Origin of the sequence: Kribbella sp. NPDC050470 (assembly GCF_044458365.1) — a bacterium.
In the GTDB taxonomy this organism is placed as follows: Bacteria; Actinomycetota; Actinomycetes; order Propionibacteriales; family Kribbellaceae; genus Kribbella.
In genome coordinates this window covers 270858-285441 of sequence record NZ_JBITHV010000014.1, presented here as the reverse complement: position 1 = coordinate 285441, position 14584 = coordinate 270858, and the positions used below count along the sequence as shown (strand labels likewise).

Below are 14584 nucleotides of genomic sequence, written 5' to 3'. Positions count from 1 at the left end.
GAGCTTTTCATGACCGAGACCCCCACCTCGCCGGGCCACGACCGGGTCGAGCCCCTCGACCTGCAGACCGAGATGCAGCAGTCGTACCTCGACTACGCGATGGCGGTCATCGTCGGCCGCGCGCTGCCCGAGGTCCGCGACGGCCTCAAGCCGGTGCACCGCCGCATCCTCTACGCGATGTACGACGGCGGCTACCGGCCGGACCGTGGTTTCTCGAAGTGTTCCCGCGTCGTCGGTGACGTCATGGGTCAGTACCACCCGCACGGCGACTCGGCGATCTACGACACCCTGGTCCGGCTCGCCCAGCCGTGGGTGATGCGGGCCCCGCTGATCCAGGGCCAGGGCAACTTCGGCTCGCCGGGTAACGACCCGGCCGCCGCGATGCGGTACACCGAGTGCCGGATGGCGCCGCTGGCGATGGAGATGGTCCGCGACATCGACCAGGACACCGTCGACTTCCGGCCCAACTACGACGGCAAGTCGCAGGAGCCGGTGATCCTGCCGAGCCGCTTCCCGAACCTGCTGGTCAACGGCTCGTCCGGGATCGCGGTCGGGATGGCGACCCAGATCCCGCCGCACAACCTGCGCGAGGTCGCGGCCGCCGTCGAGTGGTCGCTGGCGCACCCGGACGCGACCCAGGAAGAGTTGCTCGAGGCCTGCCTGCAGAACATCAAGGGCCCGGACTTCCCGAACGGCGCCCTGATCGTCGGCTACAAGGGCATCGACGACGCGTATCGCACCGGCCGCGGCTCAGTCACGATGCGCGCGGTCGTCGACATCGAGGAGGACGCGAAGGGCCGCACCAGCCTGGTCGTCACCCAGCTGCCGTACATGGTGAACCCGGACAACCTGGCGCAGAAGATCGCCGAGCTGGTGAACACCGGCAAGATCAACGGCATCGCCGACATCCGCGACGACAGCTCGTCCCGGACCGGCCAGCGGCTGGTGATCGTGCTGAAGCGGGACGCTCAGCCCCGCGTCGTACTGAACAACCTCTACAAGCACACCCAGCTGCAGGACACCTTCGGGTGCAACATGCTGGCGCTGGTGGACGGCGTGCCGCGCACGCTCAGCCTGGACCTGTTCATCAGCCACTGGATCGACCACCAGATCGAGGTCATCCAGCGGCGGACCCGGTTCCGGCTGCGCGAGGCGGAGAAGAACGCGCACATCTACCGCGGGTACGTGAAGGCGCTGGACGCCCTCGACGAGGTGATCGCGCTGATCCGGCGCAGCCCCGACGTGGACGAGGCCCGCAGCGGCCTGATCCAGCTGCTCGACATCGACGAGATCCAGGCCCAGGCGATCCTGGACATGCAGCTGCGCCGGCTGGCCGCCCTGGAACGGCAGAAGATCATCGAGCGGTTGCAGGAGCTCGAGGCGATCATCGCCGACCTCGAGGACATCCTTGCCAGCCCGGAGCGGCAGCGCACGATCGTCCGCGACGAGCTCGCCGAGATCGTCGACAAGTACGGCGACGAGCGCCGTACCGAGATCATCGCGGCCGACGGCGACCTGTCCGTGCAGGACCTGGTGCCGGACGAGGACGTGGTCGTCACCATCACCCGCGGCGGGTACGCGAAGCGGACCAAGACCGACCAGTACCGGGTGCAGCACCGCGGCGGCAAGGGTGTCCGCGGCGCCCAGTTGCGGGCCGAGGACGAGATCAGCCACTTCTTCGCCACCACGAACCACCACTGGATGCTGTTCTTCACCACCAAGGGCCGGGTCTACCGGGCCAAGGTGTGGCAGCTGCCCGAGTCCGCCCGGGACGCGAAGGGCTCGCACGTGGCCGGCCTGCTCTCGTTCCAGCCGGACGAGGAGATCGCCCAGGTGCTGACGCTGCGTGACTACGAGCAGGCTGACTACCTGGTGCTGGCGACCAAGAAGGGCCTGGTCAAGAAGACGGCGCTGACCGACTACGACTCTGCCCGGCAGAGCGGCATCATCGCGGTGAACTTCCGCGAGGAGGACGACGAGCTGATCGGCGCCGACCTGGCCACCGCCGAGGACGACCTGCTGCTGGTGTCCCGCAAGGGCCAGTCGATCCGGTTCACCGCGAACGACGAGCAGCTCCGCCCGATGGGCCGGGCCACCTCCGGCGTGACCGGGATGAAGTTCCGCTCCGGTGACGAGCTGCTGTCGATGTCGGTGATCCGGGCCGGCTCCGAGGAGGACGCGCAGTACGTCTTCACCGTGACCGACGCCGGGTACGCCAAGCGCAGCCGGGTGTCGGAGTACCGGCAGCAGGGCCGCGGCGGTCTCGGTATCAAGGCGGTCAAGCTGAACGACGAGCGCGGCTCGCTGGTCGGCGCGATCATCGTGGTCGACGAGGACCAGGTGCTGGCGATCAAGGCCAGCGGCCAGGTCGTCCGCAGCCGGGTGGACAGTGTGCCGGTCAAGGGCCGCGACACCATGGGCGTCCGGTTCGCCGGCGTCGGCGAGTCCGACGCGGTGGTCGCGATCGCCCGGAACACCGATCTCAGCCTGAACGGCAACGGCGACGAATCCGAGGACGCCGAAGCGGGTACATCCTCTGAAGAAGGTGCCCAGGATGTGGACGGATCGACAACCGAAACCACCCCTGAGAGCGTCCAGACTGATGACCAGCGTTCGACGGACGTCGACGGCGCGGCTACCGTCGAAGACGACGAAGCCGGCCAGGAGGGTAACTGATGACCAACCGCGCGAGGCCGACATGGCCCGACGGTGCGACGGACAGCTCCGGTAAGAAGCCGTCCACGCCACCGGCCGACCCGGCCTCCAACGGTCGTTCCACCGCCGCCTCGAGCGGCAACGGCCAGCCCCGATCCGGTGACTACCGGCCGTCCGGTGGCCAGCCGCGACCGGGCCAGTCCGGTGCGTCACCGTCCGGTCCGTCTGGCGTTGGCTCGTCTGGACCTGGGTCGTCTGGCTCCGGCTCCGCCGGCCCGGGCTCATCTGGTTTGGGCTCGTCTGGTCGCGGTCAGTCGCCGGCCGGCCGGTCCGGTACGCCGCAGTCCGCGCCGGTGCGGCCGCCGCAGCAGCCGCCGGTTCGTCCGGCCTCCCGTCCGGCCAATCCGGGTCAGGTCACGCCGAGCCCGAGTACGCCGGGGCGTCCCGAGCCGTGGTCCGCTCCCGCCGCTGGTGCGCCGGCGGCTGGTGCTTCGTCGTACGGAGTGACCGGGAAGGACGGCGCGAAGCCGGCCAGCATCGGCGACCGGGTCAGCGCGGCCCGGCAGGCGGTGCTGGACAAGGCCGGCGCGGTCAAGGACGCGAAGCCGGACAAGCACGAGAAGGCGGAGCACAAGGCTGCGAAGGCCGAGAGGGCGCCGAAGACCTCGAGCCGGCCGCAGACCTCGAGTCGGCCGCAGACCCGCAAGGCGCGGCTGCGGATGTCGCGGATCGACCCGTGGTCGGTGATGAAGACGTCGTTCCTGCTGGCGATCGCGTTCGGCATCGTCACCTGGGTCGCGGTCTTCATCGTCTGGTCCGCGATCGGTGCGGCCGGTGTGTTCGACAACATCAACAACACCGTCACCGAGGTGCTGGGGACGCCGGCGGCCGAGCCGTTCCGGATCGAGAACTACATCAACACCGGCAAGGTGATGGGATTCACCACGCTGCTCGCGTGCGCGGACGTCCTCATCATCACCGCGCTCGCGACGCTCGGGTCCTTCCTCTACAACATCGCCGCCACCCTGCTGGGCGGCCTCGAAGTCACGCTGGCATCGGAGGACTGACAGGCATTCGCGGTCTCCGGCCGGGCCCGTCCGCGGCCTGGCCGGAACCGGTTTGGGAGTAGGGCACTTGGTGCGGTAATCTCTCCCGGGTTCGACCCCCGCAACGCGGGCCTATAGCTCAGACGGTTAGAGCGCTGCCCTGATAAGGCAGAGGTCACTGGTTCAAGTCCAGTTAGGCCCACCATCACGATCGTGAACCCCGATCCGAGGAGTCCCGGTGCTGAAGAAGATCCTGCTGGTGCTGGTGGCCAGCATCGGTGGATACTTCGCGTACAAGAAGACCCAGCAGTCCCGCGCCGAGAAGGACCTCTGGGCCGAGGCCGTCGACCCGGTCACCCCGGGCCGCTGACCAAACCCCCACGGGGGCGTAGCTCAACTGGCAGAGCACTGCCTTTGCAAGGCAGGGGTTAGGGGTTCAAGTCCCCTCGTCTCCACAATTTCCTCCCCACGCGGCGCCGCGCCGCGGACTGTGGTCGACCCACGCGTCCGCTACGCCCGCTCCTTCGTCGCGTGCTCGCCGGCCGCTCCCACCCACCCTCGGGTTGCGCGCTGCCGCGCGCCCTCTGCGTGCTGTCGCCCGCCCGCGAACTTGCGGGCTTTCGCCCGCGGTCGACCGCCCCATGGTCCCGCGAGCTCGCCTGCCGTGACCCACACGTGGATCGTGCGAGGCTCGACGACTGCCTCCAGGCTGTCCCGAGGCTCATCGTTCACGGAGAGCCTGCCGCCCATTCGGCTGCCTGGTCTCGCTGGTCAAGATCGAAGACCCGAGCCTCGCCGGGCACGGCCCATGCGAAGAAGCGCAAACCGTCCCGCATCCATCGGATATCGGTCACGAGTGCGATCCGCTCCCACGCGTTCCAATCGCGGATGCCGAGCTTGAGGTCTTCCCACAGGGCGCCGGGCTCCATGCCGGAGAAGGGACCAGCGAAGACCAGCACGACACGGATCTTGCTACCGTCGGCCGACGCGGCCTCGAGCGCCGGGGCCAGAACCTGGGCGTAGTCCGACGTACTGAGTTCGCCGCCGGCCTCGAAGCCGAGGACACCGGCGGGCATGCCATCGAGAGCGCGGATCATCAGGCCTCCTCGGGAGTAGACCCGCCTGCCTCATCCGACGGCATTGTCTCGTGACGCAACGGCGCCGGAACAGAGCAGCCGCCGTCTCTGATTGAACGGCAATGGGTCCTGAGCGCGAGTACGCCCTGCGGCGCACCGTCTCACATCAAAGGGCCGGAGGGCGCCGCAGCTTGGCGGAGAGCAATCCCCTGCGAGCGACTGCCGCGGACCTGATGGTTCACGATGGCCGGCCGAAGCCGACGGCGAAGGCGCGTTTGATGTAGTCCCACGCTTCGGCGCTGACGACGCCGAGGGTCGCGGCTTCCGGTCCTTTGCCGTCCAACTTGGCGTACATGGCGGCAAGGACGCGTCTGTCACCCCCGGTCATCTCGTCCATCAGATCAGTCCAGCGCTGAGCGAGCGCCTGCACGGCCGGGTCGCTCGGGTCCGTTCCCCGCGCGACGTGAGCTTGCGCCTCCTCGTTCAGCTTCGCTTCGAGGGATCCCGAGCCTGTTGCATGGCGCGGAGGATCGCTTCGAGTCGCCGACGGAGATGCTGCTGCGCGCTGATCCGCTGACTGACCTGGTCGAGCTGACGCTGTACGGGCAACCGGAGGTCATCGACGGCATGGTCCAGAGACCCGGCGACCTCGTTCAGAGGCATCCCGAGATCACGAAGCGCGAGCACCTGCTACAGCCGTCGGACATCCTCGCTCGTACAGAGCCGGTGTCCCGCTGCCGAATGCTCGGCGGGGCACACCAAACCGATCTCGTCGAAGTGGTGCAGGGTGCGCATGGTGACGGCCGCCGCTGCCGCCAGTTCGCCGACCTTCCACCGCCGATCGTCCATGTGATCACCCACGACCGACGCTAATCTCTCACGCCGCGTGAGGCGCAACTCCGCCCGCGATCGTTGGATGAGGCTCCGGGACTGGCCATCGGTCGGGCCGCCTCACTCTTCCGCCGAACCAGCCGCAAGGACAGAACCCCAAATCCACGGGTTGTGCACACCTGTGGATAGTGCTGGGGATATCTAGCGCGATAGAGTCGATTTGTGGCCCAATCCGTCACATTGGACGAGATCGATCGCGGGCTGGTGCACTCGCTGCGGGTCGATGGGCGGGTGCCGTTCAGTGCTGTCGCGGGGGTGCTCGGGATTTCGGAGCACACGGTGGCTCGTCGGTACCGGCGGTTGCAGGCGGGCGGCGTACTGCGGGTGGTCGGCATCACCGACGGAGTTCGGCTCGGGTATCGGTGGTGGACGGTCCGGATTCGCTGTACGCCGGATGTCGCCGAGCCGATCGCGGACGCCCTGGCCCAGCGGGCGGACACGTTCTGGGTCCAGGTGCTGTCAGGCGGGACCGAGGTCAGCTGCGACTGTCAGCCGTCGAGCGACGATGAGGTGCTGATCGGGGAGCTGCAATGGAGTCGCGGCGTACTCGGGGTGACTGCTCACGAGCTCCTGCCGACCGGTCGCCCGCCGAGTTGGGGCGCGATCGAGATCCTCGACGCGGACCGGCAGGCACGGCTGCGCCGGCGGCCGGGGCCGGAGTTGCTGGATGCCGCGGTGGTTCTCGATACGCGGGATCGGCGGCTGCTCGAGGTCCTCGGAGTCGACGGCCGGGCGCCGTACGCCGAACTCGTCCGAGCGACCGGGTGGTCGCAGTCGACCGTTGCGCGGCGGCTGGACTACCTCCGCCGTACCGGGGTGTTGAGGTTCGATGTGGAAGTCCCGCCGGCGGCGCTCGGATACCGGGCCGAGGCTCGGCTGTGGATAACTGCTCAGCCGGCGGCGTTCGTCGCTGACGCGCTGGCCGCGCATCCGGAGATCTCGTTCGTCGCGGTCACCACCGGGCCGACGAACGTCGTCGCGCACGCGATCTGCCGCGACTCAGCGCACCTCTACGCCTACCTCACGGACCACGTGTCCCCGCTGGCCGGCGTACACACCGTCGAGACTGCCCCGGTGCTCCGCGTCGTCAAGGGCTTTCGCGGGGCGGGTCTCGAAGGGTAGGACTTTACGTATGTCGGATCCGGTGCCTGCCTTCGCGCGCGACGACGGTACGGCGGCCTACTACGAGCGGCGGGCCGGGGAGTACGACGAGTGGTACCTCGGGCTCGGTCAGTTCGCGGGGCGGAATCCGCCGGGGTGGGCTGAGGACGTCGACCGGTTGGTCGAGGTGATCCGTGCGTTGCCGGCGGCGCGGACGCTTGATGTTGCCTGTGGCACCGGGTTTCTCACGCAGCACCTGCGCGGGATGACGGTCGGGCTGGATCGGAGTCGGGCGATGCTCGAGGTCGCCAGGCCGCGGGTGCCGCGGGGTGTCGTGGGTGATGCGCTGCGGTTGCCGGTGGGCGCCCGGGCCTTTGATCGGGTGCTGACCGGGCACTTCTACGGGCACCTGCCGCCGGATGAGCGGGAGGTGTTCCTGGCCGAGGTACGGCGGGTGGCCGCCGAGCTGGTCGTGGTCGACACCGCGATCCGGCCGGGGGTCGGGCCGGAGCAGTGGATGGATCGGACGCTGAACGACGGGTCCCGGCACCGGATCTACAAGCGCTACCTGACCGGACAGCAGCTCGCCGGGGAGATCGGTGGCGAGGTCCTCTACGAGGGCCGCAGCTTCGTCGCGGCCCGCGCCACCTGGTGAGCCTCAGTTCAGACAGAGGCAGAAGGGGTGGCCGTCGGGGTCGAGCATCACGCGGTGTTCGTCGGGCCGTGGTTGGACGGGGGCGAGGGTGGCGCCGCATTCGAGAGCCCAGGTGACCGCAGCGTCCAGGTCGTCGACGCCGAGGTCGAGGTGCATGGTCGACGTCTGGTCTCCGGCTACGGCGGGCCACTGCGGGCGTCGGTAGTTGGCCTCGTAGTCGAAGTTCAGCGCCGGCTCGGCGACCCCGTCGGGCGGGCAGACCAGCGCGTACCCGGCTTCCGGTGGCTCGCCTGGCCGCGGGTCCTCCTCCCGGAGGTACGGCCAGTTCAGTAGTCGCGAGTAGAACCGGGCCAGCTCCCGCGGCCGGCTGGACATGATCGTGAGCGCGCCGAGTCTCATAGGCAGACCGGGTCCGCGTAACACTGGGACGTGGACTCGCTGGGTCGCAGGTGGATCGCGCCGAGGTCCACGGCCCGCCGGATCACGGGCCGGGCGCCGTCCGGGAACCGGTAGTCGATGTGGATCTGGTCCGGGCAGTCCGGGTCGGGGAACCGCGTCGGCCGGACAGACGCGTGCTGGAACGCCAGGTTCGGCAGGTCATCATCGTCGTCCAGGTCGAACACCACTCGCTCAACCCCACGAATGCGCCGGTTGCTTCGGTGTCCGGTACGACGATGTCGAAAAGCAGGTGCTGTGGATACTCCGGATCCGGCCACCGCGGAGGCCGCTGGACCGCCATAGACCGTCATCGCACCACTGTCACGAAGCAGATGAGTCACACGACCTCCCCAGCCGGCCCGCCTATCCTTCCCCCGATGCACGACAACAGTCCACCCCGCCGACGGCCTTTCCCGCTGTCGAGCGAGGTGCCGCCCGAGCTGTACGACGTCATCCTCGACTTCCACTGGGATCCCGAGCTGCTGTGGAAGCTGGACCTTCCAGTCGTCGAGCTCCACGTCGCCGAGTTGGCGTGGCACCTGGAGCTTCCGTTCTGGACACATCAGGGCAGAGCGTTTCGCATCAGCCCGATGCAGGTTGCTGCCGACCCGGAGACCTACCGAGACCAGTACGCGCGGACGATGGCCGCTGACCTGCGCTACCCGATCGACGTCGTACGGCGGCCCGACGGTCGCATCTCCATTCTCGACGGCGTCCACCGCCTTCTCCGGGCACACCTCGAACGGCAGCAGTTAGTTCGCGCCCGAGTTCTCGAGTGGGAGGAACTCGATGCGATTGCTGCTGGTCGGGTGGGTGAAGGTCAGGAGGCGTAAAGCTTCGGACTCGATGGCTTCCTGGTTGGTTAGGGGGCGGAGGGGGTGGATTTGTAGGACGGTGGTGTTGGGGGTGGATTTGGTGGTCCAGGTGGCGGCGACGGTGCCGTTCAGGAGGAGGGTGGGGCTTACGCCGGCGCCTATGCAGACCTGGGATCGGATCTCGTTGGTCATGATGCGGGTACGGTCGGCGTGGGCGAGGAGGGTCGCGTCGAACGAGGGCAGGAATCTGATGGGTGCCTCGATGTCCTCGGGAGGCAGTGGGGCATCGGGGAGGTCGTACAGTTCGCGCCCGGACTCGTCGGCGTACACCTGCAGCGAAGGCCGCAGGTCGGCGAACACCTCGCGCAGCCCGCTCACCCCGGACCACGTTCGCGCGTCCGCAACGGTCGCCGGCCCGAAGGCGGCCAGGTAGCGCAAGACCATCCGGCGCACGTCCGCGATCCCGATCGGCCCGAGCGCGAACGGCGTTGCGCCGTACACGTTCCACGTCCCGCTCGGCGCCGGATGGATGAGAGGCTCCAGGTACTGCGCTGTCCAGCCGAGTGCTGTCGGTTCGTCGACCGGCCAGCGCTCCGCGAGCAGTCGGCCCAACTCCGGCCGTGTCATCGTCCGCCCATCGGCAAGCAGTTCTCGCACCACAACAACCAACGCGTCGAGATCGACTCTGGCAGTACGGCGGCCGAACGCGTTGCGCTGCACGCGACGCAGCAACGGTGCCAGCACCGGCCGCACGAAGCAGAAGTCGTCCACCGACATCAGATGCTGAGTCGCCCGCATCAGCGTCGACCGCACCAGCGACCCATCCTCGATCGCCGCAGTCAGGCTGGGATTCGTGAAGGACTCGAGTCGGGTCCACAGCGCCAGGTACGGATCGTTCGGGTTCTGCGCGTTCAGCCCGAACACCCGCTCGACCGCAGCCACCACGGGCAGGTCAACGCGCTCAAGCAACAGTTGCCGCTCGAGCAGCGCACGTCCAAGGGCCCGTGGGCTCAGCACCTTCACGCCGACGACCCTAGGGCGAATGGCGGACACCATGAGTCCTCGAGTGGAACAACTCGGCAACCAACCGGGTTGAGGGTGAGCATGACAGTTGAGATCGGAGTGATCCTGCCGACGTCGACGCCGGACCCGTCGAAGCCGATTCTCGGGGACGTCCGGGAGAGTGCGCGGTTCGCGGAGGAGATCGGGCTGGACTCGGTGTGGTCGACGGATCATCTGATCGCGAGCGCGCCGATGCTGGAGAGCTCGGTGGTGCTGGCGACCGCGGCGGCGGTGACCGAGCGGATCACGGTCGGGTTCAATGTGATGCTGCTGGCACTGCGACCGGTCGCCTGGGCGGCGAAGCAGGTGAGCACGCTGCAACTCGTGTCCGGCAACCGCCTCGTCCTCGGAGTCGGCACCGGCAACCCCGCGCACGGCGACATCGGCTGGCGGGCGGCGGGTGTGTCCTTCGCCGACCGCGGCAGGCTGACGGACGAGGCCCTCGCCGTTCTGTCGGAGCTGATCGCCGGGAAGCCGGCAACGCTCAAGGACGGCGTGGAGGCAATGATCGCACCCGGTGCGCCCGTCCCGCCGATCGTTGTCGCAGGCAACGGGAAGGCGGCCTTCCGGCGAGCGGCCAGGTACGGCGACGGCTGGGCGACGATCGCGATGTCGCCCGACGAGGTCAAAACCGCCCTCGACCAGATCAACGGGCTGCACGACCGGGCGCCGATCAAGGCAACCGTCGTCGCGCCGCAGCTGGACTCGCCCGAGCAACTCGAGGCGTACGAGGCCGCCGGCACCGAGCGGGTGATCCTCGCACCGACCGGCGACTGGCGCCGCGACTACGAGTCGGCCGCCAAACTCAAGAACTGACTTGACTCTGACATTGATGTGAGGTTTTAAGGTTCCGGCATGGCAGCAGCTGTGGTGGTAGGAGCAGGGCCGGGGATCGGCGCGGCGGTCGCGCGGCGGTTTGCGCGGGCTGGATTGAGTGTCGGGCTGATCGCCCGGTCGGAAGCGACCGTGAAGTCGGTCGCGGACGGGATCACCGGTGACGTACTCGCGCTGACGGCCGACAGCACGGACGAGGTGGGCCTGCGTGCGGCGCTCGACCGAGTCGTCGAGCAGTACGGCGTACCGGAGGTGGTCGTCTACAACGCGGCGATCATCCAGCCGGACGCCGTCGGCGACCTGACCGCGCAGCTGCATCTGGACGCGTGGGCGGTCAACGTGGTCGGGGCGATCACCACGGCGGCGCACGTCGTACCGGCGATGGTTGAGCGCGGCAGCGGGTCGTTCATCATCACCGGCGGGATGCCCGAGCCGAAGCCGGGCTACGCGAGTCTGTCGCTCGGCAAGGCCGGCGTACGGACGCTGGTGACACTGCTCGACCAGCAGTACGGCGACTCCGGCATCCACGCTGCGAGCGTGACGGTCGGCGGTGCAGTCGCTCCGGGTACGGCGTACGACCCGGACGACATCGCGGAGCACTACTGGCGCCTCCACACGCAGCCGCGCGACCAGTGGGAGCACGAAGTCAGTCACTGAGTGGACTGACGAAGCCTGCGCGGATTGGATCTATCGGCCGATGCGCGCGTCGGTGAGGCTGGTGCCGTGTACGTTCCGAAGCACTTCGCTGCCGATGACGAGGCGGTCCACGAGCTGCTGACCCACCACGGGGCAGCCGACCTGGTGACGATGACGCCGGACGGGCTGGTGGCCACGATGCTGCCGTTCGTCTATGACCGCTCAAGGAACGTGCTGCTCGGGCACCTTGCCCGCAACAACGATCACTGGCAGCAGTACTTGATCGGTGAGGCGATGGTGATCATGCGCGGCCCGGACGCGTACGTCTCGCCGGCCTGGTACGCCTCCAAGCGCGAGCACGGCCGGGTCGTCCCGACGTGGAACTACGTGACGGCGCACGTCTACGGGAAGCTGACCGTGCACGACGACCCGGCCTGGGTCGAGGACGTCGTACGGCGGCTGTCGGACCACCACGAAGCCGGCCGAGCCGAGCCGTGGTCTGTGGATGACGCACCGGAGAAGTTCGTCGCCGGGCAGTTGCGCGCGATCGTCGGTGTGGAGCTCGCGATCAGCCGGATCGAGGCGAAGGTCAAGCTCAGCCAGAACCGGCCGGACGCCGACATCGACGGCGTGATCGACGGCCTCCGCGCATCCGGCGACGAGGAGTCCGCGGCCGCGGTCGCACGGAACCGCCGCTAGCGCCTCGGTGCAGGCTGCAGCAAATGATCGTTGCCTTAGGCATGGGTCTTTGGTGACATTTTGTGCTCGGATTGTCACGGATTGTTTGCGGGTGCGTGCAGATGTCCGGACAAGCCTGGCGACTGTGGGAGCGGTCGGCTGATCGTCTTGTCAGGAAGCGAATTCGGCGAGGAAGACAGCTGTCGGCCGGTCGACCACGGGAGGCTTCGGACGCGTGCTCGAGACCTATCGCGGCATCCCCCATCTGCTGGACACCTGGCTCGTGCTGACCGGAATGGCGCTGCCGATCGCGCTGTCGAAGCTGCGGCGGCCGGGTGACCTGGTCCCCCGGTTGGCGGCGTTCTGCCTGCCCGGCGCCCTCGCGCTGGTGCTCGCGGCCACGCTCAGCCCGACTGCGCACAACCTCGGCCAGATCGGCCAGTGCGGCACCTACCTGACCACCACCGGCGGCCTGACCTCGATCCAGGGCCTGCTCAACGTGCTGCTGTTCGTCCCGGCCGCCGGGATGCTGACGCTGGCCAGCGGCCGGCCGGGCGACGGGATCGCCGCCGGCATCGGGATGTCCGCCTCGGTCGAGGCCATCCAGGCCTTGGTCCCGCAACTCGGCCGCTCCTGCCAACTCCATGACCTGGTCGCCAACACCCTCGGCGCCTTCGCCGGCGTCGGCCTGGCCGCCGGCCTGCAGACCCTGATCCGCGACCGCCGCCTGGTCGCCGTCCCGTACGTCGTCGAGCACTCGGCGATGCTCGTGATCCGCGGGCGGCCCCCGGCCCGGCGCCGTCGCGAACTGGTCCGTTGGCCGCTTCCAGTGCCCGTCCCGGTCACCAAGCCGGCGAACGGCCTCCGTCAGATCGCTCGGGCGCGGTGAGATTCTCACAGAGCGAGTACGAAGTTATCCGGATAGTTATCCACAGGCTGTGGATGAAACGGGGGATGCCAACACGATCACACGGAGATATCCACAGGCTCAGGAGCTGTCTGCTGACCTAAGGCCGTACATCGAGGCCGAGCGACGTGGCGATGACCATCGCCTGGGTGATGTCGACCCGGGCGTTCTTCAGCTCAACCGTGAGTGGGTCGAGGGTGGAGAGGTCTGAGCCACGGAGATCGGCCGCAGTGAAGTCGGCCCGGTGCAGCGACGCGCCGGACAGGTCGAGATCACGCAGCACCGCCTTGGCCGCTCGGACGCCGGTCAGGTCCGCCTCCCGGAACTTCACCCCGGTGAACTCGGTCCCGCGCAGGTCCGCGCCCGGGAGCCCGGTGAACGACCAGTCGCCGCCTGACACCTTCAGCAGGTTGTAGGTGCAGTCGTCGAAGAAGCTGCCGACGAACTTGCACCGGGTGAACGTGGTGTCGAACAGCGAGCAGCGGACGAACGTGCAGTTCACGAACGCGGCGTCGGTGTGCGTCGACGCGTTGAACCGGACTCCGCGGAACGTGCACTCCTCGAAGACCCCGCCGCGGTTGTCCACCTCGGTCAGGTCGGAGTCGATGAACAGCACCCGGCGGTAGGTCTCGCCGGACGGGTCCGCGTCATCCCAGTCGCGGATCGTCGACTCGGTCGGCGCCGGCGGCCGCCCGTCCACTCGGTCTGGCATCGCGCTCCCCTGTCAGTGAGACGTCCCGGTCGCTGAGACGTCCCGGTCGCTGAGACGTCCCGGCCAGCCTGTCACGCCGTACCGACACAGTGCCGCAAGTCGGCGGCTGGTGCATTTGTGATGGGTACGACGGAGAACGGAAGGCCGACCGACAAGTACGGACCGCACGATGGAGGAGTGACCGGAACTGAGCGGGTGATGGTGTTCGGCGCGGGAGGCTTCCTCGGCGCCAGGATCTGCGCTTTGCTCGCCGACCGCGGCATCGAGTACCGCGGCCTGAGCCGGAGCCGCGGTGAGCCGCACCGGCTGTGCGACCTGGCCGCGATGCACCCGTACGCGCTGGACACCCAGATCGGCATGTACAAACCGACCGTCGTCATCAACGCGGCCGGCGCCACGCTGGGTGACTCAGCGACCCTGGTCCGGGCCAATGTGATCGCGGTCGAGGCCCTGCTCGCCTCGGCCCGGGACCACGCCAGCCATGCCCGTTTCGTCCACCTCGGCTCGTCCGCCGAGTACGGCGGTGCGCCACAAGGCACCAGCCAGGACGAACAGACCGAACCATGCCCGGCCGGCCCGTACGGCCTCACCAAGCTGGCCGGCTCGGAGCTCGTGCTCCGCGCCCAGCGCAACGGCGCCGACGCGGTCGTCCTCCGGGTGTTCGACGTGATCGGCCCCGACGCTCCGGAGAGCACGCTCACCGGCCGGGTGATCCGGGACCTACGGTCCAGGCACACGATCGAGGCCGGGTCGCTCGACGTCTGGCGCGACTTCGTCGACGTCCGCGATGTCGCCGAGGCGGTGGTCGCGGTGGCACTCGCCGATGCCAAGCCGCCGCCGGTCCTGAACGTCGGCACCGGACGGGCGAGTCTGGCGCGCGACGTCGCCGGTCAGTTGTTCGAACTGAGTGGACAGCCGGCCAAGATCGTCGAGGAAGCCCGGCCGGACACAATCCGCGGTGCGACCTGGCAGCAGGCGGACACCGCGCTGATCGGCAAGCAGCTCGGTTGGTCCCCGAAGATCTCCCTCGAGCAGTCCCTCGCCGACAGCTGGGCCGCGCGACCGTAGAGACTGGGCA

At 68.6% G+C, this 14584-nt stretch carries 19 protein-coding genes and 2 tRNA genes; 13 read left to right on the top strand and 8 right to left on the bottom strand.

Annotation, left to right across the window (positions count from 1 at the left end; translation table 11 throughout):
• Nucleotides 1–9 precede the first annotated feature (9 nt).
• From gyrA to ACIBGM_RS38565, 5 genes are all read left to right on the top strand, one after another.
• Nucleotides 10–2676, top strand: a complete 2667-nt coding sequence (gene gyrA / locus ACIBGM_RS38585; protein WP_360527839.1) for a DNA gyrase subunit A — start codon at nucleotides 10–12, stop codon at nucleotides 2674–2676.
• A 269-nt stretch (nucleotides 2677–2945) separates the two neighbouring features.
• Entirely contained in the window at nucleotides 2946–3722 is a 777-nt protein-coding gene (locus tag ACIBGM_RS38580; protein ID WP_360527842.1) for a DUF3566 domain-containing protein, read from the top strand.
• A 107-nt stretch (nucleotides 3723–3829) separates the two neighbouring features.
• A tRNA-Ile gene (locus tag ACIBGM_RS38575) sits at nucleotides 3830–3906 on the top strand.
• Between the two features lie 33 nt (nucleotides 3907–3939).
• A complete protein-coding gene (locus ACIBGM_RS38570) occupies nucleotides 3940–4071 on the top strand; it encodes a DLW-39 family protein (protein WP_233712472.1) in 132 nt (43 codons plus the stop codon).
• A gap of 12 nt (nucleotides 4072–4083) precedes the next feature.
• Nucleotides 4084–4156 (top strand) — tRNA-Ala (locus ACIBGM_RS38565).
• Nucleotides 4157–4429: 273 nt separating this feature from the next.
• Here ACIBGM_RS38565 and ACIBGM_RS38560 read toward each other — a convergent pair.
• The 4 genes from ACIBGM_RS38560 to ACIBGM_RS38545 all read right to left on the bottom strand — a co-directional run bounded on the left by ACIBGM_RS38560 (nucleotide 4430) and on the right by ACIBGM_RS38545 (nucleotide 5572).
• A complete protein-coding gene (locus ACIBGM_RS38560) occupies nucleotides 4430–4798 on the bottom strand; it encodes an STAS/SEC14 domain-containing protein (RefSeq protein WP_360527845.1) in 369 nt (122 codons plus the stop codon).
• Between the two features lie 217 nt (nucleotides 4799–5015).
• Entirely contained in the window at nucleotides 5016–5264 is a 249-nt protein-coding gene (locus tag ACIBGM_RS38555; protein ID WP_360528065.1) for a TipAS antibiotic-recognition domain-containing protein, read from the bottom strand.
• Nucleotides 5261–5440, bottom strand: coding sequence for a hypothetical protein (locus tag ACIBGM_RS38550; protein WP_360527848.1), 180 nt, complete (start codon nucleotides 5438–5440; stop codon nucleotides 5261–5263). Before ACIBGM_RS38550 ends, ACIBGM_RS38555 begins: the two co-directional genes overlap by 4 nt.
• Nucleotides 5441–5467: 27 nt before the next feature.
• Nucleotides 5468–5572: a hypothetical protein gene (locus tag ACIBGM_RS38545; RefSeq protein ID WP_396388373.1), complete on the bottom strand. Its 105-nt coding sequence runs from the start codon at nucleotides 5570–5572 to the stop codon at nucleotides 5468–5470.
• A 258-nt stretch (nucleotides 5573–5830) separates the two neighbouring features.
• On the opposite strand from ACIBGM_RS38545, the gene ACIBGM_RS38540 reads away from it, so the two are divergent.
• Nucleotides 5831–6790: an Lrp/AsnC family transcriptional regulator gene (locus ACIBGM_RS38540; RefSeq protein ID WP_396388362.1), complete on the top strand. Its 960-nt coding sequence runs from the start codon at nucleotides 5831–5833 to the stop codon at nucleotides 6788–6790.
• A 10-nt stretch (nucleotides 6791–6800) separates the two neighbouring features.
• Nucleotides 6801–7424, top strand: a complete 624-nt coding sequence (locus ACIBGM_RS38535) for a class I SAM-dependent methyltransferase (protein WP_360527857.1) — start codon at nucleotides 6801–6803, stop codon at nucleotides 7422–7424.
• A gap of 3 nt (nucleotides 7425–7427) precedes the next feature.
• On the opposite strand, the gene ACIBGM_RS38530 is transcribed toward ACIBGM_RS38535, so the two are convergent.
• Nucleotides 7428–7823, bottom strand: coding sequence for a VOC family protein (locus ACIBGM_RS38530; RefSeq protein ID WP_396388361.1), 396 nt, complete (start codon nucleotides 7821–7823; stop codon nucleotides 7428–7430).
• Nucleotides 7820–8050, bottom strand: coding sequence for a hypothetical protein (locus tag ACIBGM_RS38525; protein WP_396388360.1), 231 nt, complete (start codon nucleotides 8048–8050; stop codon nucleotides 7820–7822). Before ACIBGM_RS38525 ends, ACIBGM_RS38530 begins: the two co-directional genes overlap by 4 nt.
• A gap of 189 nt (nucleotides 8051–8239) precedes the next feature.
• On the opposite strand from ACIBGM_RS38525, the gene ACIBGM_RS38520 reads away from it, so the two are divergent.
• Nucleotides 8240–8695, top strand: a complete 456-nt coding sequence (locus ACIBGM_RS38520) for a hypothetical protein (protein WP_396388359.1) — start codon at nucleotides 8240–8242, stop codon at nucleotides 8693–8695.
• Here the strand turns inward: ACIBGM_RS38520 and ACIBGM_RS38515 are convergent.
• The gene (locus ACIBGM_RS38515; protein WP_396388358.1) at nucleotides 8615–9700 is read right to left on the bottom strand and encodes a winged helix DNA-binding domain-containing protein; all 1086 of its coding nucleotides are present in this window, start codon (nucleotides 9698–9700) and stop codon (nucleotides 8615–8617) included. The two genes, ACIBGM_RS38520 and ACIBGM_RS38515, sit on opposite strands and share 81 nt — an antisense overlap.
• An 81-nt stretch (nucleotides 9701–9781) precedes the next feature.
• Here ACIBGM_RS38515 and ACIBGM_RS38510 point away from each other — a divergent pair, with 81 nt between their 5' ends.
• The 4 genes from ACIBGM_RS38510 to ACIBGM_RS38495 all read left to right on the top strand — a co-directional run bounded on the left by ACIBGM_RS38510 (nucleotide 9782) and on the right by ACIBGM_RS38495 (nucleotide 12776).
• On the top strand, nucleotides 9782–10555 hold the full coding sequence (locus tag ACIBGM_RS38510) for an LLM class flavin-dependent oxidoreductase (protein ID WP_396388357.1): 774 nt from the start codon (nucleotides 9782–9784) through the stop codon (nucleotides 10553–10555).
• Between the two features lie 39 nt (nucleotides 10556–10594).
• Entirely contained in the window at nucleotides 10595–11230 is a 636-nt protein-coding gene (locus tag ACIBGM_RS38505) for an SDR family NAD(P)-dependent oxidoreductase (RefSeq protein ID WP_360527875.1), read from the top strand.
• Nucleotides 11231–11296: 66 nt separating this feature from the next.
• Entirely contained in the window at nucleotides 11297–11908 is a 612-nt protein-coding gene (locus tag ACIBGM_RS38500) for an FMN-binding negative transcriptional regulator (protein WP_396388356.1), read from the top strand.
• Between the two features lie 214 nt (nucleotides 11909–12122).
• Nucleotides 12123–12776, top strand: a complete 654-nt coding sequence (locus ACIBGM_RS38495; RefSeq protein ID WP_396388355.1) for a VanZ family protein — start codon at nucleotides 12123–12125, stop codon at nucleotides 12774–12776.
• A gap of 118 nt (nucleotides 12777–12894) precedes the next feature.
• Here ACIBGM_RS38495 and ACIBGM_RS38490 read toward each other — a convergent pair whose 3' ends face one another.
• Entirely contained in the window at nucleotides 12895–13506 is a 612-nt protein-coding gene (locus ACIBGM_RS38490; RefSeq protein WP_396388354.1) for a pentapeptide repeat-containing protein, read from the bottom strand.
• A 177-nt stretch (nucleotides 13507–13683) separates the two neighbouring features.
• Here ACIBGM_RS38490 and ACIBGM_RS38485 point away from each other — a divergent pair, with 177 nt between their 5' ends.
• Nucleotides 13684–14574, top strand: a complete 891-nt coding sequence (locus tag ACIBGM_RS38485; protein WP_396388353.1) for an NAD-dependent epimerase/dehydratase family protein — start codon at nucleotides 13684–13686, stop codon at nucleotides 14572–14574.
• Nucleotides 14575–14584: the final 10 nt, after the last annotated feature.

Excerpts from the sequence above, each read along its gene's own strand:
- gyrA (WP_360527839.1), top strand. The coding sequence starts at position 10 with ATGACCGAGACCCCCACCTCGCCGGGCCACGACCGGGTCGAGCCCCTC.
- ACIBGM_RS38560 (WP_360527845.1), bottom strand. The coding sequence starts at position 4,798 with ATGATCCGCGCTCTCGATGGCATGCCCGCCGGTGTCCTCGGCTTCGAG.
- ACIBGM_RS38550 (WP_360527848.1), bottom strand. The coding sequence starts at position 5,440 with ATGCCTCTGAACGAGGTCGCCGGGTCTCTGGACCATGCCGTCGATGAC.
- ACIBGM_RS38545 (WP_396388373.1), bottom strand. The coding sequence starts at position 5,572 with ATGCGCACCCTGCACCACTTCGACGAGATCGGTTTGGTGTGCCCCGCC.
- ACIBGM_RS38535 (WP_360527857.1), top strand. The coding sequence starts at position 6,801 with ATGTCGGATCCGGTGCCTGCCTTCGCGCGCGACGACGGTACGGCGGCC.
- ACIBGM_RS38530 (WP_396388361.1), bottom strand. The coding sequence starts at position 7,823 with ATGAGACTCGGCGCGCTCACGATCATGTCCAGCCGGCCGCGGGAGCTG.
- ACIBGM_RS38520 (WP_396388359.1), top strand. The coding sequence starts at position 8,240 with ATGCACGACAACAGTCCACCCCGCCGACGGCCTTTCCCGCTGTCGAGC.
- ACIBGM_RS38510 (WP_396388357.1), top strand. The coding sequence starts at position 9,782 with ATGACAGTTGAGATCGGAGTGATCCTGCCGACGTCGACGCCGGACCCG.
- ACIBGM_RS38505 (WP_360527875.1), top strand. The coding sequence starts at position 10,595 with ATGGCAGCAGCTGTGGTGGTAGGAGCAGGGCCGGGGATCGGCGCGGCG.
- ACIBGM_RS38490 (WP_396388354.1), bottom strand. The coding sequence starts at position 13,506 with ATGCCAGACCGAGTGGACGGGCGGCCGCCGGCGCCGACCGAGTCGACG.